Genomic DNA, 15337 nt, shown 5'->3' with positions numbered 1-15337 from the left:
GATTCCTGTTGCAGAACGAACTGGCGGTCAGCGCCACCGGGCTGGTGAAGCGCTTCGGCAACCGCCGCGTGGTAGACGGTGTCGATATCGCGGTGCCGAAGGGCATGATCTATGGCGTGCTCGGCCCCAACGGCGCTGGCAAGACCACGACGCTGCGCATGCTGCTCGGCATCATCGAGCCCGACGAGGGACATCGCACCCTGCTCGGCAACGACCGCCCGCGCGAAGTGAGCGACCATGTCGGCTACCTCCCCGAGGAACGCGGCCTCTACCCGTCGATGAAGACGACGCAGGCGATCGCCTTCATGGGCGCGCTGCGCGGGCTCGACTGGCGCACCGGCCGCAATCGCGCGGTGGCGCTGATGGAGGCCGCCGGTCTTGGCCATGCAACCGACCAGAAGATCCGCAAGCTCTCCAAGGGCATGGCTCAGCTCGTCCAGCTGCTCGGCTCGGTCGTCCACCAGCCAGACCTGCTCGTGCTCGACGAGCCCTTTTCGGGCCTTGATCCGGTCAATCAGGAACGACTCGAAAAGCTCATCCTCGCCGAGCGCGATCGCGGCGCGACCGTACTCTTCTCCACCCATGTCATGGCGCATGCCGAACGGCTGTGTGACCGGCTGGCGATCATCGCGGGCGGGAAGGTGCGCTTCGAAGGCACCGTCGCCGACGCGCGCGCCACCCTGCCCTTCAAGGCGCATTATGTCCCGCATCACCCGGATCCGGGCATCCGCGGGCTGCTTCCCGCCGATGCGACGCCCGAAGGCGACGGCTGGCAGTTCACCCTACCCGACGAGGGAATCGAGGGCATTCTCGTGAAGCTGATCGACGCCGGCTATGGCATCTCCGGCCTGTCGATCGAGCGGCCCAGCCTGCACGACGTATTCGTCCGCATCGTCGGCGCGAAAGCGCTCGCCGAAGCCGAAGCACAGGAAGCGGAGGCTCAGCCATGAGCAGCCTCGCCCGCCTGATCCGGCAGACCCTGACCATCGCGCGGCGCGATTTCGTCGCGACGGTGTTCACCCCCACTTTCCTGCTGTTCCTGTTCGCGCCGCTGATGATGGTCGGTTTCGGCGCGATCGGCGGTGTCGGCGCTGCATCGATCAGCAAGAGCGGTGACGACAAGGCACGCATCGTCCTGCTCGCGAGCGGCGAGTCCGCGCGCACGGCCGTCGCCGCCGACCGCCAGTTGCGCACCATGTTCCGCACGCTCGAACAGCCGCCGCGGCTGATCGTTGAGGCGCCCGGCTCCAACCCGGAGGCACAGGGCCGCGCGATGTTCGAACGCAAGGAGAGCGACACCTATGCGGTGATGTACGGCCCGCTCGACCGGCCGCAGATTCTGCACAGCGTCAACGGCACCCGTTCGGCTGCCTATCTCGCCGCACTCGCCGATCAGGTGCTCCGCACCCAGCGCGCCGGCACCGCCGCGCCGCTCAGCGAAGCAACCCAGATCGTCGTCTTGCGCCCCGGCGCGTCGGCGGGTGGCCAGGGTCAGGCGGCGTTCTTCGCCACCACAGCGCTGTTCATGATCAGCCTGCTGCTTGCGGGCCAGGTCGTCGGCACCATGGCCGAGGAGCGATCGAACAAGGTGATCGAAGTTCTCGCTGCCGCGGTCCCGCTCGAAAGCGTGTTCTTCGGCAAGCTGATCGGCATGTTCGGCGTGGCGCTGCTTTTCCTCGGTTTCTGGGGAACGGTGGTGGTCAATGTCGGATCGTTGCTCCCCGCACGTCTCGCTACAGCCTTCATTGATGTCGGCCCTGCCGTGGGCCTGCCGACGTTCGGGCTGCTGTTCTTCGCCTATTTCGTGACGTCCTATATGCTGCTTGGCGCGGTCTTCCTCGGCCTCGGCGCTCAGGCGTCCACCCAGCGCGAGCTACAGATGATGTCGTTGCCGATCACCATCTTCCAGGTCGCGATGTGGGGCCTCGCATCGGCCACCGCGCTGAGCCCGGACAGCGGGCTCGCAACCGCCGCGGCCCTCTTCCCGTTCAGTTCGCCCTTCGCGATGGTTGCGCGCGCCGCCAATGCGCCCGAGATCTGGCCGCATCTGCTGGCGATCGGCTGGCAGGTGCTGTGGGTGGCGATCACCGTCACCATCGCCGCCCGCCTGTTCCGCCGCGGGGTGCTCCAATCGGGCAGCCCAGGGCTGCGGCTGCGGAAGAAAGCAGCCTCCTGACGGCTCGCCGCAGCGCTATTGACAATCCTGTAAGTTAAGCCACTCTCCCGGAAAACAATGTCCGGGAGAGTAAAGCCATGGCCACGCTAGCTGCCGAGCCCACAGTCGATCCGCTCGACGTTACCCGGCCCGAACTCTACCGTGACGACCTCTGGCACGCGCCGTTCCGCCAGCTGCGCGCGCAGGCTCCCGTCTACAAGTGCAATGACAGCGCCTTCGGCCCCTATTGGTCGGTCTCGTCCTACAAGCCGATCGTCGAGGTTGAATCGCTCCCCGATCTCTATTCGAGCCAGGCGGGCGGCATCACCGTGGCCGATCTGATGCCCGAAGACATCAAGATGCCGATGTTCATCGCGATGGACCGGCCCAAGCACACCGGCCAGCGCCGCACCGTCGCCCCCGCCTTCACGCCGAGCGAGATGGTGCGGATGACCGGCGACATCCGCCACCGCACGGCCGAGCTTCTCGACTCGCTCCCGGTCGGCGAGACGTTCGACTGGGTCGACCATGTCTCGATCGAGCTGACGACGCAGATGCTGGCGCTGCTGTTCGACTTCCCGTGGGAGGAACGCCGCAAGCTCACCTACTGGTCCGACTGGGCCGGCGATATCGAGATCGCAAAGGACCCTGTCCGCAAGGAGGAGCGCCGCAATATCCTGTTCCAGTGCGCTGCCGAGTTCGGGACGCTGTGGAACTCGAAAGTCGGCAAGGAGCCGACGCCCGACCTCATTTCGATGATGATCCATTCAGACGCGATGGCTGAGATGGACCAGATGGAGTTCCTCGGGAACCTCATCCTGCTCATCGTCGGCGGCAACGACACCACGCGCAATTCGATGAGTGCCTATGCCTGGGCGCTCGAGCAATTCCCGGAGGAGCGCGCGAAGCTCGAGACCAATCCCGAGCTGATTCCCAATGCCTGTCAGGAGATCATCCGCTGGCAGACCCCGCTCGCACACATGCGCCGCACCGCGACGCAGGATACCGAGTTGATGGGGCAGAAGATCGCCGAGGGCGACAAGCTCGTCCTCTGGTACCTCTCCGCCAACCGCGACGAGAGCGTGTTCGAGCGGCCCGACGACATCATCGTCGATCGCGCCAATGCCCGCCGCCACCTCGCCTTCGGCCACGGCATCCATCGCTGCGTCGGCGCGCGGCTCGCCGAACTGCAGATCGGCGTGCTGATGGAAGAGATGGCCAAGCGCCGTCTGCGCCCCAACGTCATCGCCGAGCCGGAGCGCGTCTCGGCCTGCTTCGTCCATGGCTACAAGAAGATGCCGGTGGAGCTCAGCCGCTACTAGGCGCTTCCAGCATGTGATCCGCGACGCTGTAGCTGTGGCTGGCCTGGTAGGCGTTCCGGCCGCGGTTCATATGCGTCAGGTTGAACCTGCGGATCGCCCGCAAGGCGCGGTCACATGCCAGGAATTCGCGGACCGATGCGGCACCGCGGACCTTGATCCCGAACATGTCGGCGCCGCGGGGGAAGAACCAGCTGAGGTCGCCCGGCGCTGTGATGCAACCGTCGAGATAGTCGCGGTCGAGTTGATCCTGCATCGGTGAACTGTCGGTGGTGAAATCCGAAAGGTGCAGGATGAAGCGTGCGCGGACATCATCGCCGTCCGCATAGAGGGTGAACAACTCCATCCAGCTGGCGTTGACGCGGACCAGCGGCTTGTCTGACGTCGATGGCAGGCACGAGACCGACCAATAGTCGCGCTCGGTCAGTCGCGGCATCGGGAGGCAGGTCCGGCCATAGAGGCCGAGGATCTCCAGAACGGCTTCGGCCTGCGGGCGACGCTGGAGTTTCTCGAAGCGGGCGGCGTATTTGAAGCGGTGCTCGAAATTCTCCGAACGCTCGCCGGTATCGAACAGGTCCAGTTCGCCTTCAAGCCAGCCGCGCTGCTGCTCAAGGCTGACGAACTGGCGCAGGCCGGTGACAGGGCGTGTCTTACTCATGGACTTCACTCGGCCGGACCTCCCCCGCATCTCTACAGGATCGGGCACGGCGGGCAACGGCGCGGTCAGTCCCCCGATCGGGCGATCCGCCGTGGCGCGGGCTCGTCGATCCACAACATCTCCATCGCCGCGCGGGTGAGGCGCAGGCGCAGCGTATCGCCATAGCCCTCGACTGCGAACAGCCCGTCGCGCGTCATCGGGACGAGGCGCGCCGCGGGGCGATCGGCGCGTTCGAGCCACAGCGCGCTGTCGCGCAGCACAATCCGGTTGCGGCCGAAGCTGCCGGTCAGCGGCTGCAGTTGGTTGGCCGGCACAGAGACCGGCTTCAGCCGCGCCTCGATCCCGGTACGCGCCCATTCCCAGTCGGCCCGATCGGCCGGGTCGGCATTGGCGCGGGCGGCCAGCGCCGCGAGCGCAAGCGACTGCGCCGTCTCCAGCGCCTGCTCGGGCGCCACCGCCACATCGGGGGCGATGCCGATGCCTTCCCAGTTGGACTGGCTGACCGGATGGACCGGCCGGCCATAGGAAACGCTCAGCATGAAGCCCGGCGCGATCGGGGTGAAGCTGTTGTTGTTGGCCGCGCCGCCGGTCTTCGCGCCGATCAACGTGCCGAGCTTGAACTGCTGAACGTCATAGGCGAACGCTTCCGCCGCCGATCCGGTGCGGCCGTCGATCAGCACGTAGAGCGGCCGGCCGGTCAGCCGACCCGCCGGCAGATAGTCGAGCGCACGCGACTGGAATGGCGGCTTGCCAGCCTCCAGCAATGTCAGTTCGAGCGTGCCGGGCGCGAGGAAATGGCTGATCAGGTAGCGGACCGCGCCATGCGACCCGCCGCCATTGCCGCGCAGATCGATGACGATCGCGTCGCCGTCATGCAGGAAGCGGGCGGCGGCGTCATAGGCCGGGCCGCTGGCATCATCGACCCAGCGGAACCCCGCAACCTTCAGATAGCGCACATTGCCCGGCAGAATGCGCATCTCGGGCAGACCGTGGTTCGATCGATCGGCAAGGCGGCGCCAATAGGCAACGACCGCGGGATCCGTGTCGGGATCGTCCTTGGCCTTGCTGGTCAGCGCATATTGGACGGGATCGACGGTCAGATACATATGCCCGTCCCCGCTCGACGTGCGCAGATCCTCGGTCACCCGCTCGGCGAATGCGCCCGGCGTATCGACATCGTATCGCCCCGCCGCCAAGCTGTCGCGCAGGCGCTTCTCGATCGCCGGTGCGCCTTCCGGCAGCACATATTTGGCGCGGACCGCGGCCGCGATCCCCTCGATCGCCGCGCGCCGCTGTGCTGCGGTCAGGGCACCCATCGCGTCCGGCCGCGCCGCTGCAACCGGGGTAGCACGCTGCGCCAACGCGCCGGGCGCGGCAGGCAAGGTCAGCGCGGCAAGCGCCGCGACATAGGCGATACGCACCATGGATCAGGTCTCCGGCTGGACGGCTTCTGAATGGCGGATTCGATCCGCAAAGGACTGGCGCTCCAGCGCCGCAAGCGCCTGCGCCACGACATCGGCCAATGGCAGCCCGATATCGGTATCGATCGAGCGCGCCGCCGCCTCGGTTGCCGCCCATCGGCGCTCGAGGCGCGGGAGCATCGCCTGCGCCGTATCGGACAGGGCGGCGATACGCTCGCGCGCGTCCGCGCCCGTCGTCAGCATCACCAAGCCGCGTTCGGCCATCTGCGCGATCGTCTGGCTGGTCGCCGAATGGGAAACGCCGGTCTGCGCGGCAAGGTCGCGGATCGTTGCCGGCCCGCCGCGCACGAGCGCCCGCACGACAGGCGTATAGCGCGGACGATAGTCGAGCCCGTCCGCGACATAACTCGCCTCCACCGCGCCATCGAGCTGCTCGATCAGGCGCCGCAACAGAACGCCGAGGGTTGGCCTGGAATACACAAGCGCCATTATATTAGCGCTGTTACATTGGTCAATGCCGTACGCTGTCCCGCATCATCATCCCGGTTCGATCACCGACAAATATCGCTGCGACCTTTGCCTCCAGCGCATCCGCACCCCACATTCTCATGTAGCTTCCCCCAAAGCCGCGAAAGGACGCCGCGATGCTCACCCGCCGCCACTTGCTCGCCCTGATCGGCACCAGCAGCGTCGCCGTCACCTTCGGCTGCTCCTCGCCCGAATCGCAGGCGGCGCAGCGGTTCGCGTTCAGCCTGACCGATGCCGAATGGCGCAAGCGGCTCAGCCCCGCGCAATATCGCGTGCTGCGGCAGGCGGCGACCGAACGCCCCTTCTCCAGCCCGCTCGACAAGGAGAAGCGCGCCGGCATCTTCGCCTGCGCCGGCTGCGCCCTGCCGCTCTACAGCTCGCGCACCAAATATGACAGCCGCACCGGCTGGCCGAGCTTCTATGCCCCGCTCAAGGATGCGATCCGGACGCGCACGGACTATGTCATCGGCGTACCACGCACCGAAGTGATCTGCCGCCGCTGCGGCGGGCATCTCGGCCATGTCTTCGATGACGGCCCGCCGCCGACCGGCAAGCGCTATTGCATGAACGGCCTTGCGATGACGTTCACACCGGCCTGACGCCGGTCAGCGAACGACGAAGGTCACCGCCAGGATCACGCGCCATTCGACGACCCTGTTGTCGCGGACGACACCCTTGGTGTCCTTGACCCAGACGCTTTCGATATTGTCGACGGTCTCGCCGCATTTCGCGACCCCGTCGCGGATTGCGTGCTCGATGCTCTCGGTCGAGCTCGAAATGACCTCGATGACCTTTGCAACCGCCATGGCTGTGCTCCTGTCTCAATGATCGCCTTCCCGCCCGCGCAGACTAGCGCACGACCGGCGGATGGCAAAGACTGGAGGCTGGCGGCGGCTTACTTCTGAAGCGAGGTGGTGATCCCGAACTTCTCAAGATCGATCGCAGCGATCGTCACGCCGAACGAGTCTTCGTCGCGATCCAGCTTCGGCGCCTTGCCGGTGTAGATGAAACCGTTGACCGGGTAGGTCGAGGTGCCGAGGCCGCCGTTCGACGCGAACCACACCTTGACGCGGCTCCAGTCGCCCTTCTCGGACACGTCCACCGCAATCACATTCTTCTCGATACCGCCGCGGCGCGACCAGTTGGCATGGGTCAGCAGCACTTCGCGGTCGTTCAGCACCTTCGACACCATCGCAACATGGCCAAGGCGCATGCGCTGGGTCGAGGCGAAGGACATTACCGAACCGACCACCGGCTCGTTGCCGCGCTCATAACGGCCCTCGGCCTGGCTCCACCAGGTGTGTGCATTGCCGTGAATCTGAACGCCAGAAATCATGCGGGCATAGGGGGCGCACTGCCAGAACTGCGCGTTCGCGGGAGCGATCGTCGCCAGGCAAAGCGCTGCCATCAGCGCGAATCGCGCTGCGATAACCTTGGCTGTCATGCTGGCCCCCTTCAGACCCCGAATCTCGTTGAAGGGTTGGTGGCAGATCGGTTCCGTCGATCCTAGACCGCCGCCGCCGATATCCGATGAATCGTTTCGTCGCGGCGATGACTGACATTTTGTTCAGCTTCGGCACGCGGATTCGGCCTCATATCCCGTGCAAACGGCCGGTTGTTACGGCACCGCCTCCATTTGTTGCCCGAAAGCCGCGCCCCGAAAGCGTTTCCATTCCGGGACTTCGGTTCGTCGCAACCCTTGTTGCAACGCAAAACCTTCTGTGATTCTCTACCTGAACGGCGGACGACGCGGGGTTAAGGTTAACGTTAACCAACTTGGGGCATCATCCGCAGTGAAGGAGTAGAGTGGGTGGGAGTGAAGGAGAATGAGCGCACGAAGTAAGCCGGCCGAAGGCGCGATGACGCTGGCCGAAATGAAAGAGTTCGCGGGCTTTGCCGCAGCGACGCAGCGTTACATCCGCCGCGCACTCGACATCGGCCTCGATCGCACCGATGCGATGGAGCGCTGGTCCCGTGACGTGGTCGAAGCCGCCAGCATCCGTGCCCAGGCGCATATGTACGACCGCCTCCCCGAAATCCGTGCGCTGATCCCCGACGACAGCGGGCTTGACGCGATGGAGCCGTTCATGGCCCCGCTCGTCACCGTTTCCGCTTTCGACCTGAGCCAGGGACGGCTCACCAGTTTCTCGGCCTATCGCTTCCTCTATGAGCGGCTGATCGGTGCCGAGGTGCGGCCGTGGCTGCCCGCCGCCTTCTGCGCGGCCGCGGCACTTCCGCATCTCCATCCGGACCTGCGGCGCAAGCTGCTCCAGTCGATCAGCGAGGCCGCGGCGACCGCGTCGGGCTGGTCGAACCGCCAGCCCGCCTTCTTCCCGCAATGGGTGGAGAAGGTCGGCACGGAACCGATGCCGGGATAAGATCTCAGGCGGGCGTCGCTACCGGCACGCCCGCCACATCCGTTCCGCCTGATCAAGGTGGAAATGGTCGCGGTGCGCCGTGTTGTAGTCGGGCGACAGCACGGTCGAGAACAAGCCGCACGCACCATCGCGTACGTCGCGCAGGAATCGCGCCTTGGATCCCCTGTCGTCCCAGTCACCCACCAGCGTGATCCGCGTCCCGTCGGCCAACCGGAAAGCGGCGATGTCCACCGCATCCGCGGTCGCATGCTCGCTCCAGCTCGCGCCTTCGCGATTGTACATGCGGCGGCAATTGTAGCTGCCGAAATGCTCGATCTCGGCGACCTTCTGCCCGAAATGGCGCTGCGCCGCAGGCTGGACGACCTCCCACTCCCACGCCGTCAACGCCGCGGCGACTGGGCAGGACATGCCAAGATCCGAGGGCGCCAGGCCGATCCGGCGCGTCCCGCCCGCCCTGAATCGTACCGCATCCGCATAGCCGCACTGGCCATTCGCCTCGCTCAGCGGCGCAAGCGCGGTGTAACGCACCCCCGCCTTGTCGAGCACCTTGCGGCAACCCGGGAAATCATCGGTCAGCGCGGCGAGCTTGCGCCCGGTGAACAATCCGATCGGCTGGTTCAGGTCCAGCTTTGTCCAGGGCAGATCCTGCGGCCGGTCGCGCACCATCGCATAGAGCAGCAGTACAAGCGTCAGCGCCACCGCAGCCAGCACGATCGCCGCGCTCATGTTGCGCAGCAGCTTCATGCCCGGGATGCCGCTTTCACCGGCTGCGAGGTCACCGGATAGCCGAGCCCCTCGGGAATGCAGAGCCGCGCTTCGCCGTCGCGCGTTTCGATCCAGGGCGTGATCGCCTCGACCCTGTGCCCGCGCGCATCCGCTACCGCTTCGGCGAAGCTTCCGAACTGCGCGAGCCGCTCGAGATTGCGCCGCGTCGGATAGATGATCCGCGCCTCTCCGCGGTCCGCCATGTCCAGCACCTCCGCAGCGGTCGCCCAGAACAATCGGACATTCTCGTTGCCGTCGACGCTCGCGACATCCCTCGCCCCTTCGGGCAGCCGCGCGAGGTAGAAGCGTGTGTCGAACACCTTGTGCGCAACGTCGGCCGGGGGCAGCCACCGTGCAAAGGGCACCAGCGCGTCGAGATCGAGTTCACCCCCGGCGAGCACGTCACCCATCGGAGCCCCGCCATAAAGGTCGGCGCGCGCACTGTCGGCCAGTCCGCCCACGCCGATCGCCAGGCCCGCTTCTTCGATCGTCTCGCGGATCGCCGCGATCCGCGCGGCCAGGTCTTCCGCGTCTCCGTCATGAAGCGCCGCCAGCGCCATATCGCCCGGATCGACCCGCCCGCCCGGGAATACCAGCGCCCCGCCGGCGAAGCGCATCGCCGCCGATCGCTCGACGATCAGCAGTTCGGGTGCGCCACTTTCGCGTTCGCGCATGACGACCAATGTCGCGGCGGGGATCGGCTGGGAAGGAGTACCCGTCATCGCCGCGGGTGTACGGATCGCCGCGGCGAATGGGAAGCGCGCTAGGCCAGGTCGTGCTTCAACGCCATATGCGGAAACGCCGCGTTCATCCGGCGCTCGGCGAAATCGATGGCGAGAGGGGACAGGTCGATCCCCGCCCAGCGCCGGCCCAGCTTCTGGGCTGCGTGCACGGCGGTCCCGCACCCGCAGAACGGGTCGAGCACCAGGTCACCCTCGTTGGACGAAGCGGCGATGATCCGCTCCAGCAATGCGATCGGCTTCTGCGTAGGATAGCCCAGCCGCTCCTGCGCCTGCGAGTTGAGCGCCGGAATATCGCCCCACAGCGCCTGCACCGGCACCCCGCGTGCCTCGTCCAGATAGCGTTTGAGCCTGATCCCGCCGTTCCGGGTAAAGTGCAGTCGCCCCTCCGCGTCCAGCCGTTCCATCGTCTCGACCGGCATCCGCCAATAGGAATGCACACCCTTGTACGCGTAGCGATAGCCGCCGCCCGACAGTCCCTTGGCGGTGAGGTTGTCGTCCATCCACAGCCGCCCGTCGGGATCGCGGTTGCGGAAGCGAGCCTCATAATCTCCGTCATAGGGCGCGAATTGCGGGTTCCACACCGGCTTCGCGCCCTTCGAATAGAACAGGATGATATCGGTGTTGCGCCCGTATCGCCCGCCATCGCTATGCGCCGAGGTGCGCTTCCAGGTGATCTCGTTGCGGAACCGGTCGGCACCGAACACACCGTCGGCAAGCAGCTTGAGATAGTGGCTCGCGGTCGGATCGCAGTGGAGATAGAGGCTGCCCGTGGGCTTCAGCACGCGATGCAGTTCGATCAGCCGGATCGCCATCATCGCGAGATACGCCATCATGTCATTCTCGCCGAGAAACGCACGCATCGCCTTGAGCAGGTCGAACGCTCGCGCACACCTGCTCCGCATCGCCTGGTCGAAGGCGTCCTCGGCACTGTCGTTCCAGCACCAGCTGTCCTCGAACGCCTTGACCTTCGCGTCCCCTTGCACGCCGGTCGGGGACCGGAAGAGGATGCTGTAACTGGCGTTCGAGTTGAACGGCGGGTCGAGATAGACAAGATCGACGCTCTCGTCGGCGAAATGGGCGCGGAGCACGTCCAGATTGTCGCCGCAGAAGAGATGATTCGCGAGCCGCATCTTTCGTTCCCACGGCATCGCGCCACGCGGGAACACTAGACAGCCATGTCGCGAACGTGAGCGGATGTGCATCCGATCCGGAGCCATTGGCGACGCGAATCGCGATATCGCACCGGCCGCGCATTGCCGCTAAGGCCGGACGATGGCGCGGCTGATCCTGTTCAACAAACCCTATGGCGTGCTCTGCCAGTTCACCGACGCGCGCAACCCGACGCCGCGCCCGACCCTGTCTGACTTCATCGACCTTCCGGGCGTCTACCCCGCCGGGCGGCTCGATCTGGATAGCGAAGGGCTGTTGCTGCTCACCGATGACGGGCGGTTGCAGGCACGGATTGCCGACCCGCGGTTCAAGACGCCCAAGACCTATCTGGTGCAGGTCGAGGGCGAGCCCGACGAAACGGTGCTGGAGGGCTTGCGCCGCGGCGTGCGGCTCAAGGACGGCCCCACCCTGCCCGCTGCGGTCGAGCGGATCGATCCGCCGCAACTCTGGCCGCGCGACCCGCCGGTACGCTTCCGCAAGACCGTGCCCGATTGCTGGTTGCGCCTGACGATCCGCGAAGGCCGCAACCGCCAGGTGCGGCGCATGACCGCCGCGATCGGCCATCCGACGCTGCGCCTGGTGCGCTGGCGTATCGGCGACTGGACGCTGGACAGCGTCCTGCCCGGAACCTGGCGGGAAACAGCCGCCTGAGGCCCCTGCACCGTAAACACACTTGCCTGCACCGCAAACACACTTGTTGGCCCCTTCGGATCGGATATGTTCCGCGTCCAGGGGGAGGAAACATGCGGAATCTGTTTGTACTCAGCGCTTTAGTTCTGGCCGCCACTGCCTGGGCGCAGGACAAGCCGCAGGACAAGCCCAATGTCGCGGCAACACCGGCCTGGGTGACGGCCTTTCCCAAGGCGGAAAAACGCGCCGCGCCTGTACCGCCCCTTGCAGACGCCCCGATCGAGATCCTTTCGCTCGATCATCAGATCCGTTTCGGCGCGCAGTTCGACGAACGCTATGTCGAATCGGCGGTCAAGCTGCTCAACCCGCAAGGCCTGGCCGCGATGGGCAATGTCGTGCTGCCCTGGCGCCCGGAAAGCGGAACGCTGACCGTTCACAAGCTCAACATCGTCCGCGGGACCGAGACGATCAACGTCCTCGCGAAGCAGCGTTTCACGGTATTGCGCCGCGAAGGGAAGCTGGAGGAATCGGTCCTCGACGGCATCCTGACCGCCACGCTTCAGCCCGAAGGATTGCAGGTCGGCGACATCATCGAACTGGCCTTCACCACCACGCATCGCGATCCGGTGCTCGGCGCCCACTCGGAACTCACGGTCGATTTCCCGGCCGGCTTGCCGGGAACGCGAACCCGGCTTCTGGCAAGCTGGCCGGCCGACCGCACGGTGCAATGGCGCAAATCAGCCACACTCGCCGAGCCGCGCAAGTGGACGAGCGGAACCGAGCAGCATGTGGAGTGGACCCTCGAAGGTCTTCCGGTGCTCAAGGCGCCGAAGAACGCACCGCTGCGCTTCTTCCCGGTTCGCCGGGTGGAATTCACCCAGTTCGGCAAATGGAACGATCTCTCCGCGCTTCTCTTCCCGCACTATACCAAGGCATCGACGCTCCGCGCCGATTCCCCCCTCAAAGCGGAGGTCGCGCGGATCCGGGCCGCGAGCGCCGACCCGAAGGTTCAGGCGGCCGCGGCGCTGAAGCTGGTGCAGGATCGGGTTCGCTACGTCTATTTCGGCATGAACGAAGGCAATCTGGCCCCCGCCAGTGCCGACGAGACCTGGGCCCGCCGCTTCGGCGATTGCAAAGGCAAGACGGCGCTGCTGCTCGCGCTGCTGCACGGGCTCGGGATCGAGGCGGATGCCGCCCTGGTCAACTCGACCACCGGCGACGGGCTCGACGGGCGCCTGCCGATGGCGGGGGCGTTCGATCATGTGCTGGTGCGCGCGCAGATCGGGGGCCGCACCTACTGGCTCGACGGCACCCGCAACGGCGACCGGGCGATCGATGAGATTGCCGCCCCGCCCTTCCGCTGGGCGCTGCCGCTTCGGACGGAGGGCGCCGAACTGGTCGCCATTGCACCGCAGCCCGCCACGCGTCCCGGTACCGAAACCGATATCTGGATCGACGCCAAGGCCGGCATCGCGCTTCCCGCGCCGATCGAAGTGACCACGCTGACCCGCGGTGACGAGGCGCAGGCGCTCCGGCTGCAGCTCGCGTCGATTGCCCCCGAACAGCTCGACGCTGCGCTCAAGGCCTATTGGAAACGGCGATATGATTTCGTCACGCCGGACAAGGTATCGGGGTCCTTCAACGAAGGAACCGGCGAGTATCGGCTGACCCTGGCCGGAAAGGCCGACCTGACCTGGACGGCGGGCGAAAGCTACGAACTCGATGGCGCCGGCCTGGGCTGGGAAATGGACACCGAACGCGAGGCCGGCACGCAAGCCGACGCCCCCTTTGCCGTCAGCTTCCCCTATTATGCGGTGACGCGCGAGCGCATCGATCTGCCGCGTGCAGGCCAGGGCTTTTCGATCAAGGGTGCCGACGTGCCGCTCCGCAAGCTCGCCGGATACGAATTCTCCCGCCGAACCAGGATCGAGGAAGGCGTGCTCGAGATGGAAAGCAGCACCCGTGCGCTGCTCCCCGAGATTTCCGCGGCCGAAGCGCGCGAGGCTGCCGCGGCGATGAAGGCCATGTCGGACATCCGCGTCCTGGTCATGGCGCCGCACGACTATCGCCCGACCTCCGCCGAAATCGCGGCCCGCGACAAGGAAGTGCCTACGACCGCCGACGGCTGGACCAGCCGCGGCGCGCATTTCCTGGAGATCGGCAAGATGGACGAGGCGATCGCCGATTTCGACAAGGCCGTGAAGCTCGATCCCAAGGCCAGCCTCGCCTGGGCCAATCGCGGGGTGGCGCTCGCCTGGAAGAAACAGAATGAGCAGGCGGCCGAGAGCCTCGACAAGGCGGCCGCGATCAGTCCGCGCCTCGCCTATATCTTCCACGGGCGTGCGATCATCCTTCAGAATCAGGGTGATCTTGCCGGAGCGGTTGCCCTGCTCGGCCGGGCGATCGACCTGCTCGAGAATAATCTGTGGGCATACGGGCGCCGCGCCCAGATCCTGATTGCGCAACGCGATTATGCGAAGGCGCTCGCCGATGCGGACGCCATTCTGGCCGTTCAGCCCGATCAGATTTTTGCGCAACGGCTCCGCTGGCAGGCACAGGCGGGGGCTGGCGACTTCAAGGGCGCACTGGCGACGATCGATGCCGCGATAGCCGGCAGCACCGATCCGGCGATCTGGTGGGGGGATCGCGCAAGCCTGCTCGTCAAGCTCGACCGCAAGGAAGAAGCGCGGGCCCAGTTCACGAAGCTTCGCGCTACAGCACCCCGCAATCCGGGCGTTCTGAACCAGCTTTGCTGGGAACAGGTGGGTGCCAATTTCGATCTTGAACAGGCGCATGCCGATTGCACCGCGGCATTGAAGCTCATGCCAGGAACACCGCCGTTCATCGACAGCCTGGCGCTCGTCCTGCTGCGGCAGGGTAAGCTCGACGAATCGATCGCCCGCTACTCGGCCGCATTGGCCAAGGCGCCCAAACAGGCAGCCTCGCTGTATGGCCGCGGGATCGCGAGGCTCCGCAAGGGCGATCAGGCAGGCAGCGAAGCCGATATCAAGGCTGCGCTCGCGGAGGATCCGTTCGTCGCCTCGGAGTTCCACGAAATGGGCATCGCTCCCTAGCGCCCTGCCCTTCACGTGACACGACCCCGATGACAAGCTGATGCGAGACCGCTAGAGGCGCGGCATGGCGGGCTGGATCAGAGAGTCGCGCGGCGGACGCAGCATCCTTCTGGTGCTGTTCGCGCTCGTGCTCGCGATTCGTGTCGCGATCCCGACCGGTTTCATGCCGACCGCCGCGCCAAAGGGCATCGTCATCTCGGTCTGTACCGGGCTCGGCGAAACCAAGGCCTTTCTGCCGACCGGGGACGACGATGCGCCCGACCGGCATGGCAACGGGACGTCCGATTGTACGTTCGCCACCGGCCTTGGCGGCGGGCTGGTCGCGTCGGCCTCAGCGCCTCTCGCCCTGTTCAGCCTTGCCGCGCATGGCGTGCGCGCCGATCCGGCGATCGCCGAATTCACGGTCCATCGCCTCGCCGCGCCACCACCACCCGCACACGCACCGCCCGCGCACGCCTGAAAGCCGCGCGGCGAACCGTCTGACGTCGTTCGCCAC

At 66.2% G+C, this 15337-nt stretch carries 16 protein-coding genes; 8 read left to right on the top strand and 8 right to left on the bottom strand.

The genetic code is table 11. The annotated features are described in order from the left end of the window. Positions 1-8: 8 nt before the first annotated feature. The 3 genes from AC07TU_RS14155 (at position 9) to AC07TU_RS14145 (ending at position 3477) form a co-directional block, all read left to right on the top strand. Positions 9-950, top strand: a complete 942-nt coding sequence (locus AC07TU_RS14155; RefSeq protein WP_495188563.1) for an ABC transporter ATP-binding protein — start codon at positions 9-11, stop codon at positions 948-950. Then, positions 947-2176, top strand: coding sequence for an ABC transporter permease (locus AC07TU_RS14150; protein WP_495188562.1), 1230 nt, complete (start codon positions 947-949; stop codon positions 2174-2176). Before AC07TU_RS14155 ends, AC07TU_RS14150 begins: the two co-directional genes overlap by 4 nt. Positions 2177-2253: 77 nt before the next feature. Next, complete coding sequence (locus AC07TU_RS14145; protein ID WP_495188561.1) at positions 2254-3477, top strand: cytochrome P450; 1224 nt, start codon at positions 2254-2256, stop codon at positions 3475-3477. Here the strand turns inward: AC07TU_RS14145 and AC07TU_RS14140 are convergent. From AC07TU_RS14140 to AC07TU_RS14130, 3 genes are all read right to left on the bottom strand, one after another. Further along, positions 3464-4132 carry a hypothetical protein gene (locus AC07TU_RS14140; protein WP_495188560.1) on the bottom strand — a complete coding sequence of 223 codons (669 nt, stop codon included), beginning with the start codon at positions 4130-4132 and terminating at the stop codon, positions 3464-3466. The two genes, AC07TU_RS14145 and AC07TU_RS14140, sit on opposite strands and share 14 nt — an antisense overlap. 65 nt (positions 4133-4197) lie before the next feature. Then, positions 4198-5556: a S41 family peptidase gene (locus AC07TU_RS14135; protein WP_495188559.1), complete on the bottom strand. Its 1359-nt coding sequence runs from the start codon at positions 5554-5556 to the stop codon at positions 4198-4200. 3 nt (positions 5557-5559) lie between these two features. Further along, a complete protein-coding gene (locus tag AC07TU_RS14130; RefSeq protein ID WP_495188558.1) occupies positions 5560-6042 on the bottom strand; it encodes a MarR family winged helix-turn-helix transcriptional regulator in 483 nt (160 codons plus the stop codon). 155 nt (positions 6043-6197) lie between these two features. Here AC07TU_RS14130 and msrB point away from each other — a divergent pair, with 155 nt between their 5' ends. Further along, on the top strand, positions 6198-6680 hold the full coding sequence (gene msrB, locus AC07TU_RS14125) for a peptide-methionine (R)-S-oxide reductase MsrB (protein ID WP_495188557.1): 483 nt from the start codon (positions 6198-6200) through the stop codon (positions 6678-6680). A 6-nt stretch (positions 6681-6686) separates the two neighbouring features. Here the strand turns inward: msrB and AC07TU_RS14120 are convergent, their stop codons facing one another. Together AC07TU_RS14120 and AC07TU_RS14115 are read right to left on the bottom strand one after the other, a co-directional pair. After that, positions 6687-6887 (bottom strand): dodecin family protein, encoded by a 201-nt coding sequence (locus AC07TU_RS14120; protein WP_495188556.1) that lies wholly within the window; start codon positions 6885-6887, stop codon positions 6687-6689. A gap of 89 nt (positions 6888-6976) precedes the next feature. Further along, positions 6977-7525 carry a CHAP domain-containing protein gene (locus AC07TU_RS14115; RefSeq protein ID WP_495188555.1) on the bottom strand — a complete coding sequence of 183 codons (549 nt, stop codon included), beginning with the start codon at positions 7523-7525 and terminating at the stop codon, positions 6977-6979. A gap of 382 nt (positions 7526-7907) precedes the next feature. Here AC07TU_RS14115 and AC07TU_RS14110 point away from each other — a divergent pair, with 382 nt between their 5' ends. Further along, on the top strand, positions 7908-8459 hold the full coding sequence (locus tag AC07TU_RS14110) for a hypothetical protein (protein WP_066578558.1): 552 nt from the start codon (positions 7908-7910) through the stop codon (positions 8457-8459). Positions 8460-8477: 18 nt separating this feature from the next. On the opposite strand, the gene AC07TU_RS14105 is transcribed toward AC07TU_RS14110, so the two are convergent. From AC07TU_RS14105 to AC07TU_RS14095, 3 genes are read right to left on the bottom strand one after another with little or no spacing between them, the layout of a single operon-like run. Further along, positions 8478-9203 (bottom strand): extensin-like domain-containing protein, encoded by a 726-nt coding sequence (locus AC07TU_RS14105; protein ID WP_495188554.1) that lies wholly within the window; start codon positions 9201-9203, stop codon positions 8478-8480. Further along, entirely contained in the window at positions 9200-9946 is a 747-nt protein-coding gene (locus tag AC07TU_RS14100) for an NUDIX hydrolase (RefSeq protein ID WP_495188553.1), read from the bottom strand. Before AC07TU_RS14100 ends, AC07TU_RS14105 begins: the two co-directional genes overlap by 4 nt. Positions 9947-9987: 41 nt before the next feature. After that, entirely contained in the window at positions 9988-11097 is a 1110-nt protein-coding gene (locus AC07TU_RS14095) for a site-specific DNA-methyltransferase (protein ID WP_495188552.1), read from the bottom strand. A gap of 142 nt (positions 11098-11239) precedes the next feature. Between AC07TU_RS14095 and AC07TU_RS14090 the strand changes: the two genes are divergently transcribed. The 3 genes from AC07TU_RS14090 to AC07TU_RS14080 all read left to right on the top strand — a co-directional run bounded on the left by AC07TU_RS14090 (position 11240) and on the right by AC07TU_RS14080 (position 15301). Continuing rightward, on the top strand, positions 11240-11788 hold the full coding sequence (locus tag AC07TU_RS14090; RefSeq protein ID WP_495188551.1) for a pseudouridine synthase: 549 nt from the start codon (positions 11240-11242) through the stop codon (positions 11786-11788). Between the two features lie 92 nt (positions 11789-11880). Beyond that, positions 11881-14841, top strand: a complete 2961-nt coding sequence (locus AC07TU_RS14085) for a DUF3857 domain-containing protein (RefSeq protein WP_495188550.1) — start codon at positions 11881-11883, stop codon at positions 14839-14841. 64 nt (positions 14842-14905) lie between these two features. Continuing rightward, on the top strand, positions 14906-15301 hold the full coding sequence (locus tag AC07TU_RS14080; RefSeq protein ID WP_495188549.1) for a DUF2946 family protein: 396 nt from the start codon (positions 14906-14908) through the stop codon (positions 15299-15301). Positions 15302-15337 lie beyond the last annotated feature (36 nt).

The sequence above is a fragment of the Sphingomonas sp. GW821-FHT03E12 genome, from assembly GCF_059420685.1.
This window is presented reverse-complemented; position numbering and strand designations above follow the sequence as displayed.

Coding starts and splice junctions, on each gene's coding strand:
- AC07TU_RS14080 (WP_495188549.1), top strand. CDS start 14,906: ATGGCGGGCTGGATCAGAGAGTCGCGCGGCGGACGCAGCATCCTTCTG.
- AC07TU_RS14140 (WP_495188560.1), bottom strand. CDS start 4,132: ATGAGTAAGACACGCCCTGTCACCGGCCTGCGCCAGTTCGTCAGCCTT.
- AC07TU_RS14090 (WP_495188551.1), top strand. CDS start 11,240: ATGGCGCGGCTGATCCTGTTCAACAAACCCTATGGCGTGCTCTGCCAG.
- AC07TU_RS14130 (WP_495188558.1), bottom strand. CDS start 6,042: ATGGCGCTTGTGTATTCCAGGCCAACCCTCGGCGTTCTGTTGCGGCGC.
- AC07TU_RS14100 (WP_495188553.1), bottom strand. CDS start 9,946: ATGACGGGTACTCCTTCCCAGCCGATCCCCGCCGCGACATTGGTCGTC.
- AC07TU_RS14110 (WP_066578558.1), top strand. CDS start 7,908: ATGAGCGCACGAAGTAAGCCGGCCGAAGGCGCGATGACGCTGGCCGAA.
- msrB (WP_495188557.1), top strand. CDS start 6,198: ATGCTCACCCGCCGCCACTTGCTCGCCCTGATCGGCACCAGCAGCGTC.
- AC07TU_RS14085 (WP_495188550.1), top strand. CDS start 11,881: ATGCGGAATCTGTTTGTACTCAGCGCTTTAGTTCTGGCCGCCACTGCC.
- AC07TU_RS14115 (WP_495188555.1), bottom strand. CDS start 7,525: ATGACAGCCAAGGTTATCGCAGCGCGATTCGCGCTGATGGCAGCGCTT.
- AC07TU_RS14150 (WP_495188562.1), top strand. CDS start 947: ATGAGCAGCCTCGCCCGCCTGATCCGGCAGACCCTGACCATCGCGCGG.
- AC07TU_RS14120 (WP_495188556.1), bottom strand. CDS start 6,887: ATGGCGGTTGCAAAGGTCATCGAGGTCATTTCGAGCTCGACCGAGAGC.
- AC07TU_RS14105 (WP_495188554.1), bottom strand. CDS start 9,203: ATGAAGCTGCTGCGCAACATGAGCGCGGCGATCGTGCTGGCTGCGGTG.
- AC07TU_RS14135 (WP_495188559.1), bottom strand. CDS start 5,556: ATGGTGCGTATCGCCTATGTCGCGGCGCTTGCCGCGCTGACCTTGCCT.
- AC07TU_RS14145 (WP_495188561.1), top strand. CDS start 2,254: ATGGCCACGCTAGCTGCCGAGCCCACAGTCGATCCGCTCGACGTTACC.
- AC07TU_RS14095 (WP_495188552.1), bottom strand. CDS start 11,097: ATGCGGCTCGCGAATCATCTCTTCTGCGGCGACAATCTGGACGTGCTC.